Source organism: Anaerophaga thermohalophila DSM 12881 (genome assembly GCF_000191885.1).
Classification (GTDB): Bacteria; Bacteroidota; Bacteroidia; order Bacteroidales; family Marinilabiliaceae; genus Anaerophaga; species Anaerophaga thermohalophila.
Map to the genome: position 1 here is coordinate 1 of NZ_AEWI01000029.1, position 17,770 is coordinate 17,770.

Genomic DNA, 17,770 nt, shown 5'->3' on the forward strand with positions numbered 1-17,770 from the left:
CCCCTAAAGGGGAACTGCTAAAAATCAGCAGTTTGAAAAAGTCCCCTTTTGGGGATTTAGGGGTCAAAAGGCTTTTTAGACTGCACTCAAGTATTACTTCAAGGTTCCTGCCATAAACTTTATACTGCTAAATTGACCGTTTTAAACGCCATAATATGCCATTTTTTCAGCCTGATTTATTTAAAAGCTTCATTATTACTCAATAGTTTGGCCCGATAAAACCAGACATCTCAGGGTATAGTATCAGACAAAAAATATGTATTTTAGCAACGACCCGGAAATAACAAGATATCACTATGCAATTTAACTGGCGCAAAATTAATCGTGTAATTCACCGCGATTTAGGCTACTTCTTTACAGGCATGATTATCATTTACGGCCTGTCGGGAATAGCTCTGAACCATATTGACGACTGGAATCCGAACTATATCATTGAAGTTCAGGAGAAAAAAATATCCCTTCCTGAACATTTTGATGAAAACAACCAGGCATCTGTGCTGGCCATTCTTGAACAATGCGGAGTTAATCAAGACTATAAAAATCATTATTCTCCTTCGCCGGGAATGATAAAAATTTTTCTGGAAAAAGGAAGTTCGGTGACAGTAGATACAGCAACGGGAATAGCAAATATTGAAATCATCCGGAAAAGACCGGTTTTTTATGAAGTCAACTTTTTACATTACAATCCCGGCAAACTTTGGACCTGGTTTTCTGATATTTTTGCGTTTTCGTTAATGATACTTGCCATCACGGGCCTTTTCATCCTCAAAGGGAAAAACGGAATCCGTGGAAGAGGCGCCTGGCTCTCAATAGCAGGAATTCTGATTTCAATCGCATTTTTGGTAATATACCTTTGACAACCAATGATTGAATATACCGGCCATTTTTCCATTTTTTGCGGACGATCTGAAAAAAGAATACGTCTTGTCATAATATTGTTGCTTTACTTTACTTTTTTATGCAATGCCCAGTCAACGGATACCACTATAATCATAAGAAATGATACGGTTATCAGGTTGATAAAGCCAGGGAACTTAAATATTGAAGAACCTCAGGAAGGGAAAAAACTGGAAGAAATACTGAAAGATCATTCTGAAAATAATTTTTTCTCGCGCAAGCTGCACGAGTGGCTCGTTAAGAGTAGTTTAAACAGTGATTCATTATCTCAAAATAAAAATTATCTTCAATTTTCAGGCAAAAGAATTGCCAATATTGACATCAGAAACATTCCTCCTTTCGGTGGTTCAGTAAACGATACAACAATAGTTGAAGACTCATGGCTGGTAAAAATGGGCAATACGCTAAGATTCGAAACAGCTCCGCAAATTGTTTTGAAAACTCTGACTTTTGAGGCAGGGCAAAGTCTTAGCCAGTCAGATATTACAGACAGCGAGCGGTTGTTGCGTTCCCTTTCATTTATTAACGACGCTAAGATAGTTGCCTGGCCTCATGCTAAAAATAATGATGTGGTAAATATAAGTGTGTACATACAAGACCGGTATCCTCATGCAGTATCCATCGGACGGGAAAACCAGCAACCTTCGGTATCGCTCATCAACAAAAACCTTTTTGGTCGCGGTATTTCTTTGTCGCACACCATTGTAACGCCAACCACCGATATCAGGGACTGGGGGGTTAGAGAGACTTTCGGAACAGAAAATTTCCTAGGCGAATACATCAACTTTGAACTTGACTATTCGCATATAAAAAATTTACAGCTTATCTCGGGTAATATTGAAAAAAACTTTGTACTGCCTGAAATAAAATATGCCGGTGGTGCTACGGTTAACCGCTCTTACGTAAATCCCAAGCTAAAGGATTACCCATCCCTTGAATGGGAGTCTCCTCTTGATTACAGGAGACAGAATTTCTGGTTTGGCCGTTCATTTTTGTTTAGAGATTCCGACCATCCGTTGCGGTCCAATTTTTACATAACAACCCGTTTCCTCGATTTAAAACTTTTTGATCAGGTTGAGAATCAAAAATTTCTTCCCGTGGGAAAGTTTTATTTCGGAGGTCTTTCTTTCTCGAAAAGAGGCTACTATAAAAATAATCTCATTTATTCTTTCGGACGGACAGAAGATGTTCCTTATGGTTTTCTTACATCTTTGAATTACGGGTATCAAGACGGCGATGGCTCAACCCGTCATTATCTGAATTTTCACCACTCATTGGGAAAAGCGCTTATCCCATCAAAAGGCTATCTCTATCTGAGTGCCGACGTAGGCTCTTTCTTCAAATCCGGCTCCCCTGAACAAGGACATCTCAAGCTTGTCGGAGAGTACATTACCCCCTTAATAAAAGTAGGAAACAGCGATCTCAGAAACTTCTTTGAAATCCAATATGTAAACGGACTTAAACGATTTCCCGGAGAGTATTTGTTTCTTGATGAAGACGTGAATGGTCTGCATAGTTTCGATTACAGCGAATCATTAAGAGGATCAGAAAAAATAGTCTTAAAGACAGAGCAGGTATTATTTACGAACATAGAACCGTTGGGATTCAAATTTGCGGCATTTACATTTTTCGATACCGCTTTTCTAAAAGAGAGTTCGAAAAGCCTCTTTAATCATACGCCATATTTTAGTTTTGGAGGTGGCTTGCGGATAAGAAACGACAACCTGGTCTTCAACACTCTGCAGATAAGACTGGCCATCATGCCCAGAGTTCCCTCCGGAGAATTCCCGTTAAGCCTCCGGATCACCGGCGAAAAAACAAGGCATTTTCAAGATTTTGTACCTGCTCAACCAGGAACGACTGTATTTTACTAAAACCTGAGTTCTTGCAATCAAACAGCCGCTTTGCCCTGCAAAGAGAGCCGGGCGGAGCGATACGATTTAGGCGAAGTATCGCTTTACTCAGAGTTAACCCCGATTTAGAAAATGTTGGCTTTCATAACTATTTTAATGAGAGCCTTACATTTTCTATATTTCTGATCAAAATCGGGAAATCGGGAAACGGAATCGATCTTGCCCGGCTCCGCCGCTTGATTGCAAGAATTTGGATAAAATTTATATTAAAAATCAAAACTCTTACAATCAATACTTTAAATACAGAAAGATCATTTATTCCAGCCAGACATCCGCGACTTCAAAGACCTACAAAGTGATTATTTTTTAGATATTTATCGAAATATTCTGTTTTTTTGAATATCTTTGACTAAAGACAAAATAAGGGCCAATTTTCAACAAAGAATTAGTGCGATATGATATCCGGAAAAACCATACCATTTTTACTTTTTGTTGTGAGTGCCGGCATGTTCGCATTGGCTTTCAGTCAGCCATCGAACCAAAAGGACATCTATGCCGACTGCATGGAACAAATCGACAATGGATTTATTCACAACAGTCAACCTATGAAAGCGCTTCTTACCGGTACGGAAGTAGCCGAATTCAGAGCCACCCTGTTCGAAGGTAATATCTACCGGATTGCAACCTGCTCACCTACAAATAAGAGAGTTTGGTTCTCAATCTATGATACCAATAATAATTTATTGTTTTCCACTACCCGGCATAATTACCCATCAAGCTGGGATTTCAAGATGGAGGGGAACATGGAATGCAAGATTGAAGCAGGTCTGGTGCCGGGAAGCGGAAGCTCGGGCATGGCAGTGCTCCTTATCGGTTTTAAGAACCTGAGACCATCTGCCTTTTAACTGAATAAAACAGGTTTGAATCAAGTGTCGGTTTTGTTGCACAATCCTCTTAGAAAATGTGGATTTTTCTGAAAAAATATCAACAGCAAATAGTTTTGAAAATCAACTGTCGAAACGAGAGGATCATAATTTTCAGAAAAACCTCAAACATTGAAAATACCACATGAGTGAAGGTATTTTAAAAGCATTGATGCAATTATTTGCCCTGGTGGCCGCGCCCGATCAGGATGCCGTCTCGCGTCGTAAAGTTGTGCGAAATTATCTTTCGCTTCATCTTAATAATCAACTCATTGAAGAATACCTGATTTTATTTGACCAACATCGGCAAACTTACAGGCAAAAACTTAAAGAAAAAACACGCATTCCCAAGCTATATGCCGCCAGCTCGGTAAGAATACTCCGAATAGCCACCGCCATAAATGAAGAGCTGACCCATTATCAGAAAACCATCGTTATCATTCAGCTTCTCGAGTTTTTAAATTCGGGAAAAGGCGGTATTTCTGAAATTGAAAATGAGTTTGCCGACACTGTTGCCGAAACCTTCAATATTCCGGCAGAAGAGTATGAAGCCATCAAAAATTTCATAACAAACCCCGTTCCCGAAAAAAACAAAGACATACTAATAATAGGGGGCGACAGAGAAAGACGGCAGGAAGAGCGATATATCTTCAGGGAGTTTTTAAACACTGAAATTTATGTTCTCAACATCAGGTCGGTCTCTCTTTTCCTGGTTAAGTCGAACGAAAGCACCGAACTTACTATAAACGGGCAGGTTCTGATCCCCCACCGGATACAGTTTTTACGTCCCGGCGGATCGGTACGGTACATGCACGGGACACCTGTCACTTTCAGCGATATTGCCACGCATTTTAATTACAGTGCAAATCAAACACCCATTGTTTTTGATGTAAGGGATATCTCTTTCAGTTTTAGCAAGAGGCATGAATCCGGTTTACATCCAATGAGTTTCACCAGCCATTCCGGTCAGCTCGTAGGCATTATGGGAGACTCAGGTGCCGGAAAAAGCACCCTGATAAATGTGCTCACAGGCATTTATCTGCCCTCATCGGGTGAAATATTACTTAATGGAATAGACCTTCATTTATTCCCCGAAAAGCTCAAAGGACTCATCGGCTATGTATCTCAGGACGACCTCTTGATTGAAGACCTTACCGTGTATCAGAATTTGTTCTATAACACCAAACTCTGTTTCGATCACCTGAATAATCATGAAATAAAAGAGAAAGTCGATCATCTGTTAAGGTCGCTGGGACTGTTCGAGATCAGGAATATGAAAGTAGGCTCTCCGTTGAACAAGAAAATAAGCGGCGGACAAAGGAAACGCCTTAACATAGCCCTGGAATTGATAAGGGAACCTTCTGTGCTTTTTCTTGATGAGCCCACGTCAGGCCTGTCATCCCGCGACTCCGAAAACATAATGGACCTGCTAAAGGATCTTGCAGTTAAAGGGAAATTAATATTTGTGGTAATCCACCAGCCATCATCAGAAATATTCAAAATGTTCAACCAACTGCTGGTGCTTGATACAGGTGGTTACTTAATATACCATGGCGATCCGGTAGGTGCCATCAACTATTTTAAGTCGTGCATCAACCATGCCAACCGAGACGAGAGTGAATGCCCCGTATGCGGGAATGTCAATCCCGAACAAATCCTCAATATAGTCAACTCACATGTCCTGGACGAATACGGTACGCCTACACCAGTCAGAAAAATAACCCCCGAGGAATGGTTTAATACCTTTAAAAAAATACATCCTTCAACAAGAAAGAGGGAGGAGAAGAGATTACCTCTGCCCGAGATCAATTTCCAAATACCCGACAGATTAGGGCAATTAAAAATATTCTTCACAAGAGACCTGAAATCAAAGCTGGCCAACGTCCAATACATATTTATCAATCTTTTCGAAATGCCGGCTCTTGCACTGGTACTTGCCGGATTGCTTTATTATTTTCAGGTAGGCGAAAACAGCAGTAAGCAATACTATTTTTATAACAATCCAAACATTATTACATACATCATTATTGCTGTAATAATAGCCATTTTTGTGGGACTGACCGTCAGTGCTGAAGAAATCATCAACGACAAAAAAATACTGAGACGCGAAGCGTTCCTTAATTTGAGCCGATTCAGCTATTTGTTGTCAAAAGTCGGAATCCTGGCCATCTTATCAGCGATTCAGGTGGCCTTGTTTGTCTGGATAGGAAACAGCATTCTTCAGATAAAAGAGATGTTTATGGATTATTGGCTCATACTTTTTACATCTGCAGTTTTTGCTAACCTACTTGGGCTCATAATATCCGACACACTTAAAAAGACTGTTAACATTTACATTTTAATTCCCTTTCTGATCATTCCACAGCTGATCCTGAGTGGCGTTTTTGTCTCCTACGACCGTCTCAACCCCAATTTCTCATCGGTATCTGACATTCCGTGGTATGGCGAATTAATCACTGCCCGGTGGGCTTTCGAAGCCCTGGCTGTGAATCAATTTAAGGACAATAACTACCAGGAAGAGTTTTTCCTTTACGAAAAACTGAAAAGTAATGCTACTTACAGAAAAGATTACTGGTATCCGGCTATGAAGTCGGAACTAATGAAGGCAGAGTCAACAGATGATACGTTTGTTTTGAAAAACAATGTGGAACTGATTAATAATGAGTTCAGCAAAATAGCAGAAGAATTACCTTCCAGACCTGAATTTGAAAATATTGGAACATTCAAATATATTCCACAAAAAGAAAAGTCAGAGAAGGCGAGTCAGTACCTGGAAAGAATAAAAAAATTTTACATAGGACTATACAATGAGGCCGACAGACGTCATGAAGAACATCGACGTGCCCTGATACGGAAGCACCCCGAAGCTGGTCGGTTTTATCTTACCCAACTCAGGAATTACTACCACAACGAGGGCCTTGAAAGATTTCTAAGAGGTACGGATGATTTTTTCTCCAAAAGGATTATCCGGCACAATAACCGCTTCATCCAGAAATTTGATCCCATCTATAAAGAGCCAAAACACAAATTCGTAAAAGCTCATTTTCTCGCTCCGTTCAAGAAAGTCGGAAATCTTCAAATCGAAACGTACCGGATTGATTTAATCGTTCTGTGGGTTATGAATTTTGTGTTATTTATTCTGCTGTATAACAAAACTTTAAAGAAGATTTTGTCGAAGGGAAAGAATCATTTAAGCGTTAAAAAGACTCCGGTAGAATAATAATTTGACGGATAAAACTCCTGCCACCTTGCGTGAAATTTTACTCACATGCAAGCGGGTAATACATATTCTTATTGTGGCAAAACGTTGCCATGCTCGTTTCATCTCACATTTAATAAATTGTTACGGCTGTTAGAATTGTTAAAGTTGTTGATGTGTTAGTTGTTAGAATGTTATAAGTTTTATCACATTAGCTAACAATCTAATAATCTAATGATCTAACAATCTAATGATCTAATAATCTAATGATCTAATGCCCTAATGCCCTAATGATCTATTAAAGCAAACCTTGTTATGCTCGTTTCATCCGTATAAAATAAGTCTAAGTCATTAGTTTGACGGAATTCGTCCCAAGTAATCAGGACACGTTTCATTAAATTTCCGGAATGATCACTCTTCCATTTCAATCATTTTGAATGGCAAGTTGATAATCGACTGGTAATCTTCCCCGGCCTCAAACATGTCTTCATCGTCTTCCTCGTAATACCAATTCACCTGAACCTTATAGCCCTTTTTGAACAATAATTCCAGCTTTTTAAAAATATCGAGGATACATTTAGAAGAAGAAGTATTAAAATATTCAAGTTGAATATTAATTACCGTGTTATCTTTGGGGGAATTCCCGTATTCATCGATCCAGTCAATAAGCGGCTTATAGAACTCAACAGAATTTTCGGGAATCGAGCGCCCTTTGATCTCGACAAACCCCTTTTCGCCGTCCAACCTGACATAGGGAGTTTTTGGTGTGTCTTCGCGAATAATTGTTTCCATAATGGCAATTATATCTTTTTAACTTATATAGACATCTAATGAATAAAACACATGTTCTCCATCGTAAGGATACAAAAAATATTCTAGTTTATTGCCAGTTTTCCTGACAATATCCAACATCCCGAGACCGCCGCCTCCTTTTTCGGAGAGTGCTTCATTTCCCAGAATATCACGATACAGCAAACGTACCTCTTCATCAGAGAGCGAATTAAGTTGCTCAATACGGTCTTTGATAAAATTGACTTTGGAACGCAAAATAAAATTTCCGGTCGTAACCCGGTAAAAAGAGCCGTCGCGTACCAAAATAACTATTCCAAAATTGGGAGACCCACCTGCTGAGAGGCCGGCTGGTGGTGCATCAACATGATGATAGAGGTTTTGCATGCATTCTACGAAAACATTGTAGACCTTCTTCCGTGTCTGCAGTCTTTCACCTTTAAGCTGAGGATTTTTTTCAACAGATTCTAAAGCATGGGTAATCATTTCAGGGGAAATACTTCCTGTATATTTCAGGATTACATCTCCCTGGAGCTTATGAGCATACCATTCTTCAAGATTAAAACCCATTTTAGTGTCTATCATTGATCCATCGCAAATATAAAAATTTATTAAATTTCAGGGTATTATCCTTGCCGAAGTTTAATCAAATCCGTTCAAAAAACCTTGGTAATCACTTCTGTTTTTGGTAAAAACAACAATTTTTATGGCCAAAATGAGAAAATATAAGATAAATGAATCAACTCAAACAAGTGTCTTTGTCTTCAAAACCGTTGTTACGGAAAGTTTATAACGCCTCATTCCCTATTGGTTAATTTCGGCAAAAATACTATTGGTCTTGATTTTCAGAAAAATCAATCATTTCAAACGAAGCCCTAAAATCAAATTCCATCGCCATCCATAAACCCCTTGTGTCGATATTTTTCCTGCAAAATTTTACTGTTTGGGGGAACGGATGAAGTCAACCAGACATTACCGCCAATAACCGAATTGGCCCCCACAGTTATTCTTCCCAGAATAGTAGCCTGTGCATAAATAATGACATTATCTTCCACGATCGGATGTCTGTCGATACCCTTAATCGGATTCCCATCCTTGTCCAGGGGAAAACTCTTGGCACCTAACGTTACCCCCTGGTAAATTTTAACATGATTACCAATAATTGATGTAGCACCAATAACTACGCCGGTACCGTGATCAATTGTAAAATGGTGACCAATCCTGGCCCTGGGATGAATATCAATACCGGTTTCGGAATGAGCCATTTCCGTGATAATCCGGGGAATCAACGGAACCTCCAATTCCAAAAGCTCATGAGCAATTCGGTAATTTGTAATGGCCTTGATGGCCGGATAGCAAAAAATTACTTCTGCCTTGCTTTGCGCAGCCGGATCGCCCAGATAGGCAGCTTCCACATCTGTGGCAAGTAGATGTCTGATCAACGGGAGTTTTTCAATAAATTTTATACTTATCATAGCGGCTCTATCTTGCCGCATCAGAAGGTCTTCCCTGTTCGCGTGTTTACAATCAAAACACAGGCCTGCATACACCTGTTGGCGCAACAGATCGTAAAGTTTTTCCACATTAACGCCAAGATAGTACCGTATACTGTCAGGACGGGTGGATGAATTACCATAATAGCCGGGGAAAATAATCTCTCTGAGCAGATCAACAATTTCTTCAAGCACCCTGGATGAAGGCATTGGTTGATCGGGATAATGGCGGTGACATACAGCCTGATAAGACTCCTCCTGCGAAAGATTCTCTATGATGTCTTTCAGTTTTCTCGGATATTCCAGATAACGCATAACTAAATATTTAATTTAAACGGCTCAACACATCTCTTTGTCAATACATCTAATCGCGTTCTCAATCCTCGGTTGATTAATTCCTCTCACAACACAGTAAGGGACTCCGTAATACGTCAGTTCATCGAGGTAACGATCGAAAAGGTAGTTTCTCCTGTGAGGATTCTCACGAACGCCATCGGGTTCCCACGGCAAGTCAGGGAAACACAACAAGGCCAAATCGATTCTGCATTTCTCAATGGCCCGATGCAGCCATACCGGACAACAATAAAAAACCTCTTCAAACCACACTTTGGTAATAAACAAAAAGGTATCGAAAAACACCGGTCTCTTACCATCAGTGGCTTGGGTTATCGAACAATATTCCTCAACCTGGTGATTTGCAATGGCTTCAACATCTTCAAAAGTATAATTTCCATTGAGATTTTCTACATATTCTCTTGCGTATTCTTTAACCGCTATTCCATTAAAATGTTTGGCCAGCTCCTCAGTTAATGATGATTTGCCGGTAGACTCGGGCCCCGTAATGATAAAGATGTACCTGCTGCCCTTCCGCTGGTATTCCTTTCTTCCGGACCAATCATGTTTTAATATCTCTGTCACGGGTTTTCATGTTTTTCTTCCATTCCAAATAGCCAATTGCAGCTACAACAGTATAAACCAGGTAAAGCAAAACTGTTACTTCAAGCCCTTTGTAAATATACATTCCACTACTTACCAGGTCAACGATAATCCATACCAACCAGTGTTCAATAAATTTCCGGGCAAGCATCCATGTTGCAATGATTCCCCCGGTGGTTGTAAATGCATCCCAGAAAGGTAATTCCGACGCAGGAATATCTATTAAAGAGGGAACTTTCAATAATATCAGAAGAACCACAACATAAACAATACCTCCGGTAAGCAACAGAATAGCTCCTGTCCTGCCATCCACCTTACTGATGGGCATCTTCTTTCCGCCGGTTCTTTGTCTTCCCCACTTCCAGGTAAGCCAGCCGTATATGCTGATGATAAGGTAGTACACCTGTAATCCCATATCGGCATACAGGCGTTCGTCAAAGAAGACAATCATATAAAAAAAGGATGACAAAAATCCGGTAGCCCATAACCAGATGTTTTCGCGAACCGACAGATAGAGATAAACCAGGGACAGTAATGTTCCTGCGATCTCCATCCAATGTTCCGACAACCATTCAATCATCTTTTCTCAAATACTTTTGAATATTTATCTTCACTTTCCACCAGTTCAATCACCTCATCAAAGAACGGAAGTGCCGGATTGATGACTTGATAATACTTGCCGGTATCCCATAAATTTCGTGCGATCAAAGCTTTAATCTGTAACCTGATCCAGTATTCGGAAATACTCAGTTCCTGCCGGTTCGGAATAATGTCGTTTTCTTCACCTTTTTTTACCAGTTCATCAATAAAACTATCGGGGACTTCAAATCGGGAAGAAAAATCGGAAAAAGCCGGAAATTGCTCTTTCCACATCTCCCTGTTCTCGTCCAGCATGTCCATCACCAGGCGGTTCATGATTCCGGAGGCAACCAAATCGCGATAATAATCCGTATAGTAGGCTGTGTCCATCGGTATAAACACATCGGGTACAATGCCTCCACCTCCGTAAACTTTTCGTTTTTTCTCAAGCGTATTGTAAACCAAGCTATCGGGCATGTGAACACTGTCGGCATACATAAACTCACCATGCTCAAAGCGCTCAAATATCTCACTGTGATATTCCGAGAGTCCGTTATCGTAAGGTTTCTGAATGCTTCGTCCTGACGGAGTAAAATACCTGGCAATGGTAAGTCGTATTTCCGATCCGTCCTGCAATGTAAATGGTCTCTGAACAAGTCCCTTTCCAAAACTCCTGCGTCCCATAATAATGCCCCTGTCCCAATCCTGCACCGCTCCGGCAACAATTTCACTGGCCGAGGCAGAGCCTTCATCAATCAATACTATCAGCTTCCCTTTTTCCCAAAGGTCACCTGGTTTTGAATGATATTCAGACCTGGGAATAGCCATCCCATCGGTATACAACAACAATCGGCGTTCTCCGATAAACTCATCAGCAATATCCAGAGCTGCTTTTAAATAGCCACCGCCATTGCCCCTAAGATCAAGTACCAAATTTTCTATATCACTCTTCTTCAGCTCTTTCAATCCTTCTCTGAATTCCTGATGAGTACTTTGAGAAAATCTTGATATTTTTATGTATCCCGTCTCAGGAGAAATCAAATAAGATGCCTCAACGCTATGAATGGGAATTTCATCACGCTCTACAATAAAATTCAGACTCCTATCATCTCTCAGAATGGTCAATTGTACTTCCGTTCCTTTTGGGCCTCTTAACATATCAAACACATCGCTGTTTGTCAAGCCAATACCAGCCACATTTTCACCGTCAATTTCCAGGATACGGTCGCCTGCCATCATTCCCACTTTTTCCGATGGCCCTCCTGGTATGGTTGAAACCACAAGAAGTGTATCCTTAAGTATCATAAACTCGATACCAATACCCTCGAAATTCCCGTCAAGAGGTTCATTCATGGCCTTAACCTCCTCTGCAGGAATATAAACCGAGTGCGGATCGAGTTTTTCTAACATGGCAATAATAGCCTCCTCTGCAAGTTCATGAGTATTCACACTGTCAACATAGAAAGCAGTAATCAACTGCCAGGAAAGCTGAATTTTTTCCAGTTCTGAATCATTTACCTGTGAATTTGCAGACAATGAAGCCACCAAAAAAGTGATTGTTAATATGAAAACGTTTCGCATTGCTGAATTTTCTTTTAATTTTCCAGGTCATTCCTGCCCTTATTTCATGCCGGGTTGTTGAGTTGTTAAGTTGTCAGGTTGTGGGACTATATATTAGAGAATAGCACTTTACCTGCTGAAGCAGCATAACTTGTACTCGTCTTTAAACCTGCAAAAATTTTCACAATATGTGTGTCTACTCCCATTCAATAGTTGCCGGTGGCTTGGAACTGATATCATAAACCACGCGATTAATACCTTTCACCCGGTTGATGATTTCACTGGAAATACGTCCCAGGAACTCATAAGGCAGATGCACCCAATCGGCGGTCATACCATCGGTCGAAGTAACCGCACGAAGTGCTACCACGCTTTCATAAGTACGTTCATCGCCCATTACACCCACAGAATGAACAGGCAGAAGAATGGCTCCGGCCTGCCAAACCTTGTCATAAAGGTTATGGATGCGAAGACCTTCAATAAAAATGTGATCAACCTCTTGCAAAAGTGCCACCTTCTCTGGGGTAATCTCCCCAAGAATACGAATGGCCAGGCCCGGGCCCGGGAATGGATGACGTTTCAGTATAGTGGGAGAAATATTCAGTTCATGCCCTACTTTTCGTACCTCATCTTTAAAAAGCAATTTAAGCGGTTCAACTACTTTCAGATGCATCTTTTCGGGTAAACCACCTACATTATGGTGAGATTTGATGGTAGCCGAAGGTCCGTTAACGGAAACAGATTCAATAACATCGGGATAAATAGTCCCCTGTGCAAGCCATCTCACACCGGTTATCTTTTGGGCCTCTGTATCGAAAACCTCGATAAAAACTCTTCCTATAATCTTCCGCTTTTTCTCAGGATCGGAAACACCCTTTAATTCACCCAGAAACCGGTCTTTTGCATCAATACCGATCACATTAAGACCCATATGTTTATAAGAATCCAATACCTTCTCATACTCATTCTTTCGAAGCAGTCCGTTATCCACGAAGAGACAGGTAAGCTGTTTCCCGATGGCTCTGTGCAAAAGCATGGCTGCTACTGAACTGTCAACACCTCCGGATAGTCCCAAAACAACTTTATCGGTGCCGATTTGCTTTTGTAGTGATTCAACTGTTTCTTCCACAAAGGAAGCTGGTGTCCAGTCACGGTGGCATCCGCAAATATCTACTACAAAATTGTACAATATCTGCAATCCCTGTGTGGTATGGTATACTTCGGGATGAAACTGAATGCCGTAAGTCGGCTCATTCTGCACCTTGTAGCCGGCAACTTCAACATCGTTTGTACTTGCAATGATACGATAATTATCGGGTAGTTTTATAATAGTGTCACCATGCGACATCCATACCTGTGAATCTTTCTCGATTTCCAGAAACAGTTCATTGTCATGGTCGATGTATTTCAAATTAGCCCTTCCGTATTCCCTGGAGTCAGAAGCTTCTACCAGACCGCCATAATTCTGGGCCATGAATTGGGCACCGTAGCAAACCCCTAAAAGGGGCAATCTGCCCTTAATTTTACTTAAATCAGGTATGGGAGCATTCTTATCACGAACACTGAACGGGCTCCCGGAAAGAATGACACCCTTTACTGTTTCATCAGGTTCGGGAAATTTGTTAAAAGGATGAATTTCACAATATACATTTAATTCACGAACGCGGCGGGCAATTAATTGGGTGTATTGAGACCCGAAATCAAGAATGAAAATTTTTTCCTGCATCGAACAAAGAATATGAATGAATTAAAGATCAGTGCAAATATACAATAGATCATTAGAATTTCTGATATTAGCTACTATATGTTTGTTCCGTTTAAAAATTTATTGACTCAGGTTCCCGAATATCGGGACAGTATGGAAAGACTCCTCATGGATGTTCTTAATGCCTGAGTTTTTGCAATCATCTGATTTAAAACTCTTTGCTGAGTCTGAAGAAGTATTGTATCAAAAACATCCTTCTACCTGATTTACCAGTTTGTCCTCCCCCACTTAACTCTCAGCGCCTATCTTTGACAAGTAAGCGCGTGTTCAAAGAACATAACGCTTAACATGCAGTCCTGCCGAAACGTGCAATTTCTAATATCAAAATAATAATACTATGAAAATGAACCACTTTTTAAAGCCCCTGATCTTATTTTTGGTGGCGGGTTTCATTAGCAGTAACCTGCAAGCCCAAAACGCGAGAATAAAGATTGATCTGGACCGGACAATAGGGGAAGTCAACAAAAACATTTACGGTAATTTTGTTGAACATCTTGGTCGATGTGTCTATGGAGGTATTTATGATCCCGATTCCCCCTTTGCTGATGAAGACGGATTTCGTACCGATGTACTGGAAGCTGCAAGAGACCTGAATATCCCAATTGTTCGTTACCCGGGAGGGAACTTTGTTTCAAACTATAACTGGAAAGACGGTGTCGGACCGGAAAGAACCAAACGTCTTGAATTGGCGTGGGCCCGATTAGAAACCAACGAAGTTGGTACCAACGAATTTATGAAATGGGCCAATAAACTGGGGACAGAGCCTTATTTTGCTGTAAACCTGGGAACAGGCACCATCCGTGAAGCCCGGCAATGGGTAGAGTATTGCAACGTAAAAGAGGGACCGTATTATGCCGAGCTACGAAAGAAACACGGATTCCCGGAACCTTATAATATAAAATACTGGAGTCTCGGAAACGAAATGGACGGTTACTGGCAAATGGGACACCTCAATGCCATTGATTACAGTAAAAAAGCCCGCGAAGCAGGAAAACTGATGCGACTGACTTCGCCCGGTATTAAACTTATTGCGGCAGGGTCTTCCAACTACAGGCCGGATGCAAATCCTGATGATTGGAACCGCACTGTTCTGGAAGAGTTGAAAGACTATATCGACTACATTGCCCTTCACATCTACGTGGGAAATCCCGACAACAATTACTACAACTTCATGGCCACGCCCCTCGTTATTGAAGAACGTACCAGGATTGTGGAAGGAATGATCAACGAAGTGATGCAACGCACTCTACGGCGGGATCATACCGACGATCCTATTTATATTGCCTGGGATGAATACAATGTTTGGTACCGTGCACGCTCAGGAGATACAATGACCGGTGAAAGAGCCCTTGAAGAGCATTATAATCTGGAAGATGCTCTCGTCATTGGTGGGATGCTCAACGCATTCATCAGAAATGCCCATATAGTAAAAATGGCCAATATGGCGCAGCTGGTCAATGTTATTGGTCCCATTTTTACAAGCAAAGACGACATGTACAAACAAACCATCTATTATCCGCTCGAGCTCTTTGCCAATAACATGCACGGAACATCGCTCGATGTATTTGTAGACTGTGAAACCTACGATACTGAAGAATTTTACCTCGGTCTGGGAGAAACTACAACTCAGCAGTCGGATGTACCATACCTGGATGTGTCAGCCACTTATAAGGATGATAATGTTACCATCGCGGTGATCAATCGCCATAAAGACAAAGCCATTCCTACCGATATAATATCACAGTCAGGAGATTTCGACGGAAAGCTGGAAGTATATGAGATTAACGGGCCGGATATAAAGGCTGAAAATGATTTTGGTCAGACCAATGTAAAGACCGAAAGAAAAGAGAACATTAAAGCCAGTGGTTCCGTTGTCACATACGCTTTCCCTCCCCATTCAGTTACCTTATTGAAAGGAAAGATTAAGCAATAAAAATAGTATCTGCCCATAAAGTGACCGCCCGGAGGACGGTATTACGGGCTCTCTGGCGGATTTTAAGGCCTCCTGGTATAGCTTGGGGATCACCGGCAGGTTTTGGGACGTCCCGCCCGCCAAGCCTGAAGGAATTACATACGACACCTTCGGAGTCGTGTCTCTATATTGCAACGACTGGCTATAAACACAAAAGACCTTCGGCCTCCGGGTTTTACCTCCGCTGATAGAGAGAGAACACTTTACCGTATTTATTGCAAAAATTTAATGGACTAAAAAACATCATAATTGTTCCACCCTGACAGGCCGGACGCAGTTTTTTTGCAGAGTTTTTGCCGAAAAATGTCCGGCCTGCTTTATAATAAAAGAGTGCGGTATAAAAAGCATATTTTTGTCAAAATCAAGGCGTTTTAAATTTTTGTACCGGAGTTAACTTGCTGTTAATGAGGATGCAAAATTTAAAACAACAACGAGTTTGGCAACAAAGATGCTTTTTAGACCGTACTCATAAAACGTTCAACCCCCCTCTTTTTGGGCGGACAAAGATTCTTTATCAGTTTGTGGGCTATACTTCAAAAGTACGGCCTTCTTCTGCTATCAAGACATTTTCAAATACCTTTTCAGCCTGCTCAACAAAAGGTTTCAGGTCCCGGTACCGGGAAGAAAAATGCCCGAGCAGCAATCTTCCGACATTAGCACGCTTCGCAACCTCAGCCGCCTGCCGGGCTGTGCTGTGAAAAGTCTTTCCGGCAAGTTCTTGCTCGTCTTCCAGAAAAGTGGATTCGTGATATAACAAATCTGCATTTTTTACGGCTGATATAACCTTCTCACTGAAACGCGTATCCGTACAGTAAGCATAACTCTTTGATGGAGGCGGCGGGAAAGTCAGTATATCATTTGCGATCAGACTGCCATCCTCGCCGGCATAATCCTCACCCTTTTTCAATCGGGGAAGCCACCGCAATGGCACCTGATAGTAATCACATTTCTCTTTATTGATTTTGCGTTCTTTGGGCTTCTCTCTGAACAAAAAGCCGGCCGTTGGAATTCGATGCTCCACGGGTATTGTAACGACTTCAATGGAAGAATCTTCATAAATTACCATCTGCTCTTCCGGAGTAAAAGGATGAAAAACGACTTTAAACGGCAGATCACGGCAAAAGTAATTAAGCCATGGCCTCAACAGGGGCTCAAGGTCGGCCAGTGCATAGATATGCAAATCTTTAGTTCTTCCTAATAATCCAAGGGATGAGATCAGTCCGGGAAGACCAAAAACATGGTCACCATGAAGATGAGAAATAAAGATGTGATGAATGCGACCGAAGCGCACCTTATTGCGACGCAACTGTAACTGAGTTCCTTCCCCGCAATCGATCAAAAAAAACCGCCCCGATGCATCAAGCACCTGGGCGGTTGGATTTCTTTCGGATGTGGGAAGTGCTGAGTTACTGCCAAGAATGGTGACAGATAATCCCATAAACACTTTATTTTTTGCCGATTGACTGGCGCATCATTTGTATACCGTCCTCCACATTCGGTGCAATGTTCAGCACTGTGTCGAGCTGCGATACGGCAATCAGTCGTTCCACAGCCGGTTGAAGGCCGGCAATAACAAATACTCCCCCGGCATTTTTACACAACCGGTTGGCGACAAGTATGGAACTTAATCCTGATGAATCACAATAATTGCATTTACTTAAATCGAGCAGAATGTTCTTTTCACCATTGCCCGAAAGCAAAACAATTTCCGACTTCAGATTGGGAGCTACATTGGTGTCGAGCTTTTCTTTCAACACTTTTACCACCATAAAATCATCGATTTTATCAATTTTAAAGTCCATAT

General features: G+C 41.2%; 14 protein-coding genes. 5 read left to right on the top strand and 9 right to left on the bottom strand.

What is annotated here, in order from left to right:
- Positions 1-296: 296 nt before the first annotated feature.
- The 4 genes from ATH1_RS0109865 to ATH1_RS0109890 all read left to right on the top strand — a co-directional run bounded on the left by ATH1_RS0109865 (position 297) and on the right by ATH1_RS0109890 (position 6,893).
- The gene (locus ATH1_RS0109865) at positions 297-857 is read left to right on the top strand and encodes a PepSY-associated TM helix domain-containing protein (protein WP_010420909.1); all 561 of its coding nucleotides are present in this window, start codon (positions 297-299) and stop codon (positions 855-857) included.
- A gap of 6 nt (positions 858-863) precedes the next feature.
- Complete coding sequence (locus tag ATH1_RS0109870) at positions 864-2,771, top strand: BamA/TamA family outer membrane protein (RefSeq protein ID WP_010420912.1); 1,908 nt, start codon at positions 864-866, stop codon at positions 2,769-2,771.
- A 434-nt stretch (positions 2,772-3,205) separates the two neighbouring features.
- On the top strand, positions 3,206-3,655 hold the full coding sequence (locus ATH1_RS0109880; protein WP_010420916.1) for a hypothetical protein: 450 nt from the start codon (positions 3,206-3,208) through the stop codon (positions 3,653-3,655).
- A 163-nt stretch (positions 3,656-3,818) separates the two neighbouring features.
- Positions 3,819-6,893 (top strand): ATP-binding cassette domain-containing protein, encoded by a 3,075-nt coding sequence (locus tag ATH1_RS0109890; protein WP_010420922.1) that lies wholly within the window; start codon positions 3,819-3,821, stop codon positions 6,891-6,893.
- A 390-nt stretch (positions 6,894-7,283) separates the two neighbouring features.
- Here ATH1_RS0109890 and ATH1_RS0109895 read toward each other — a convergent pair whose 3' ends face one another.
- From ATH1_RS0109895 to guaA, 7 genes are all read right to left on the bottom strand, one after another.
- Positions 7,284-7,664, bottom strand: coding sequence for a DUF1987 domain-containing protein (locus tag ATH1_RS0109895; RefSeq protein WP_010420925.1), 381 nt, complete (start codon positions 7,662-7,664; stop codon positions 7,284-7,286).
- Positions 7,665-7,682: 18 nt separating this feature from the next.
- Positions 7,683-8,231, bottom strand: a complete 549-nt coding sequence (locus ATH1_RS0109900; protein ID WP_010420927.1) for a SiaB family protein kinase — start codon at positions 8,229-8,231, stop codon at positions 7,683-7,685.
- A gap of 311 nt (positions 8,232-8,542) precedes the next feature.
- Positions 8,543-9,469, bottom strand: coding sequence for a serine O-acetyltransferase EpsC (epsC, locus tag ATH1_RS0109905; RefSeq protein ID WP_010420930.1), 927 nt, complete (start codon positions 9,467-9,469; stop codon positions 8,543-8,545).
- A gap of 24 nt (positions 9,470-9,493) precedes the next feature.
- Positions 9,494-10,072, bottom strand: coding sequence for an AAA family ATPase (locus tag ATH1_RS0109910; RefSeq protein WP_010420931.1), 579 nt, complete (start codon positions 10,070-10,072; stop codon positions 9,494-9,496).
- Positions 10,050-10,670 (bottom strand): nicotinamide riboside transporter PnuC, encoded by a 621-nt coding sequence (gene pnuC, locus ATH1_RS0109915; RefSeq protein WP_010420933.1) that lies wholly within the window; start codon positions 10,668-10,670, stop codon positions 10,050-10,052. The genes ATH1_RS0109910 and pnuC overlap by 23 nt, the downstream gene beginning before the upstream one ends.
- Positions 10,667-12,250 carry a S41 family peptidase gene (locus ATH1_RS0109920; protein WP_010420936.1) on the bottom strand — a complete coding sequence of 528 codons (1,584 nt, stop codon included), beginning with the start codon at positions 12,248-12,250 and terminating at the stop codon, positions 10,667-10,669. Before ATH1_RS0109920 ends, pnuC begins: the two co-directional genes overlap by 4 nt.
- A gap of 175 nt (positions 12,251-12,425) precedes the next feature.
- A complete protein-coding gene (gene guaA, locus ATH1_RS0109925; protein WP_010420938.1) occupies positions 12,426-13,955 on the bottom strand; it encodes a glutamine-hydrolyzing GMP synthase in 1,530 nt (509 codons plus the stop codon).
- A 382-nt stretch (positions 13,956-14,337) separates the two neighbouring features.
- Here guaA and ATH1_RS0109935 point away from each other — a divergent pair, with 382 nt between their 5' ends.
- Positions 14,338-15,927, top strand: a complete 1,590-nt coding sequence (locus ATH1_RS0109935; protein ID WP_245531762.1) for an alpha-N-arabinofuranosidase — start codon at positions 14,338-14,340, stop codon at positions 15,925-15,927.
- 565 nt (positions 15,928-16,492) lie between these two features.
- Here ATH1_RS0109935 and ATH1_RS0109945 read toward each other — a convergent pair.
- Both ATH1_RS0109945 and ATH1_RS0109950 read right to left on the bottom strand, forming a co-directional pair.
- On the bottom strand, positions 16,493-17,404 hold the full coding sequence (locus tag ATH1_RS0109945; protein ID WP_010420949.1) for a ribonuclease Z: 912 nt from the start codon (positions 17,402-17,404) through the stop codon (positions 16,493-16,495).
- Positions 17,405-17,411: 7 nt separating this feature from the next.
- Positions 17,412-17,768, bottom strand: a complete 357-nt coding sequence (locus ATH1_RS0109950) for an STAS domain-containing protein (protein ID WP_010420952.1) — start codon at positions 17,766-17,768, stop codon at positions 17,412-17,414.
- Between the last annotated feature and the right edge of the window lie 2 nt (positions 17,769-17,770).

Coding starts and splice junctions, on each gene's coding strand:
- pnuC (WP_010420933.1), bottom strand. CDS start 10,670: ATGATTGAATGGTTGTCGGAACATTGGATGGAGATCGCAGGAACATTA.
- ATH1_RS0109870 (WP_010420912.1), top strand. CDS start 864: ATGATTGAATATACCGGCCATTTTTCCATTTTTTGCGGACGATCTGAA.
- ATH1_RS0109920 (WP_010420936.1), bottom strand. CDS start 12,250: ATGCGAAACGTTTTCATATTAACAATCACTTTTTTGGTGGCTTCATTG.
- epsC (WP_010420930.1), bottom strand. CDS start 9,469: ATGCGTTATCTGGAATATCCGAGAAAACTGAAAGACATCATAGAGAAT.
- guaA (WP_010420938.1), bottom strand. CDS start 13,955: ATGCAGGAAAAAATTTTCATTCTTGATTTCGGGTCTCAATACACCCAA.
- ATH1_RS0109945 (WP_010420949.1), bottom strand. CDS start 17,404: ATGGGATTATCTGTCACCATTCTTGGCAGTAACTCAGCACTTCCCACA.
- ATH1_RS0109895 (WP_010420925.1), bottom strand. CDS start 7,664: ATGGAAACAATTATTCGCGAAGACACACCAAAAACTCCCTATGTCAGG.
- ATH1_RS0109900 (WP_010420927.1), bottom strand. CDS start 8,231: ATGGGTTTTAATCTTGAAGAATGGTATGCTCATAAGCTCCAGGGAGAT.
- ATH1_RS0109950 (WP_010420952.1), bottom strand. CDS start 17,768: ATGGACTTTAAAATTGATAAAATCGATGATTTTATGGTGGTAAAAGTG.
- ATH1_RS0109935 (WP_245531762.1), top strand. CDS start 14,338: ATGAACCACTTTTTAAAGCCCCTGATCTTATTTTTGGTGGCGGGTTTC.
- ATH1_RS0109880 (WP_010420916.1), top strand. CDS start 3,206: ATGATATCCGGAAAAACCATACCATTTTTACTTTTTGTTGTGAGTGCC.
- ATH1_RS0109890 (WP_010420922.1), top strand. CDS start 3,819: ATGAGTGAAGGTATTTTAAAAGCATTGATGCAATTATTTGCCCTGGTG.
- ATH1_RS0109865 (WP_010420909.1), top strand. CDS start 297: ATGCAATTTAACTGGCGCAAAATTAATCGTGTAATTCACCGCGATTTA.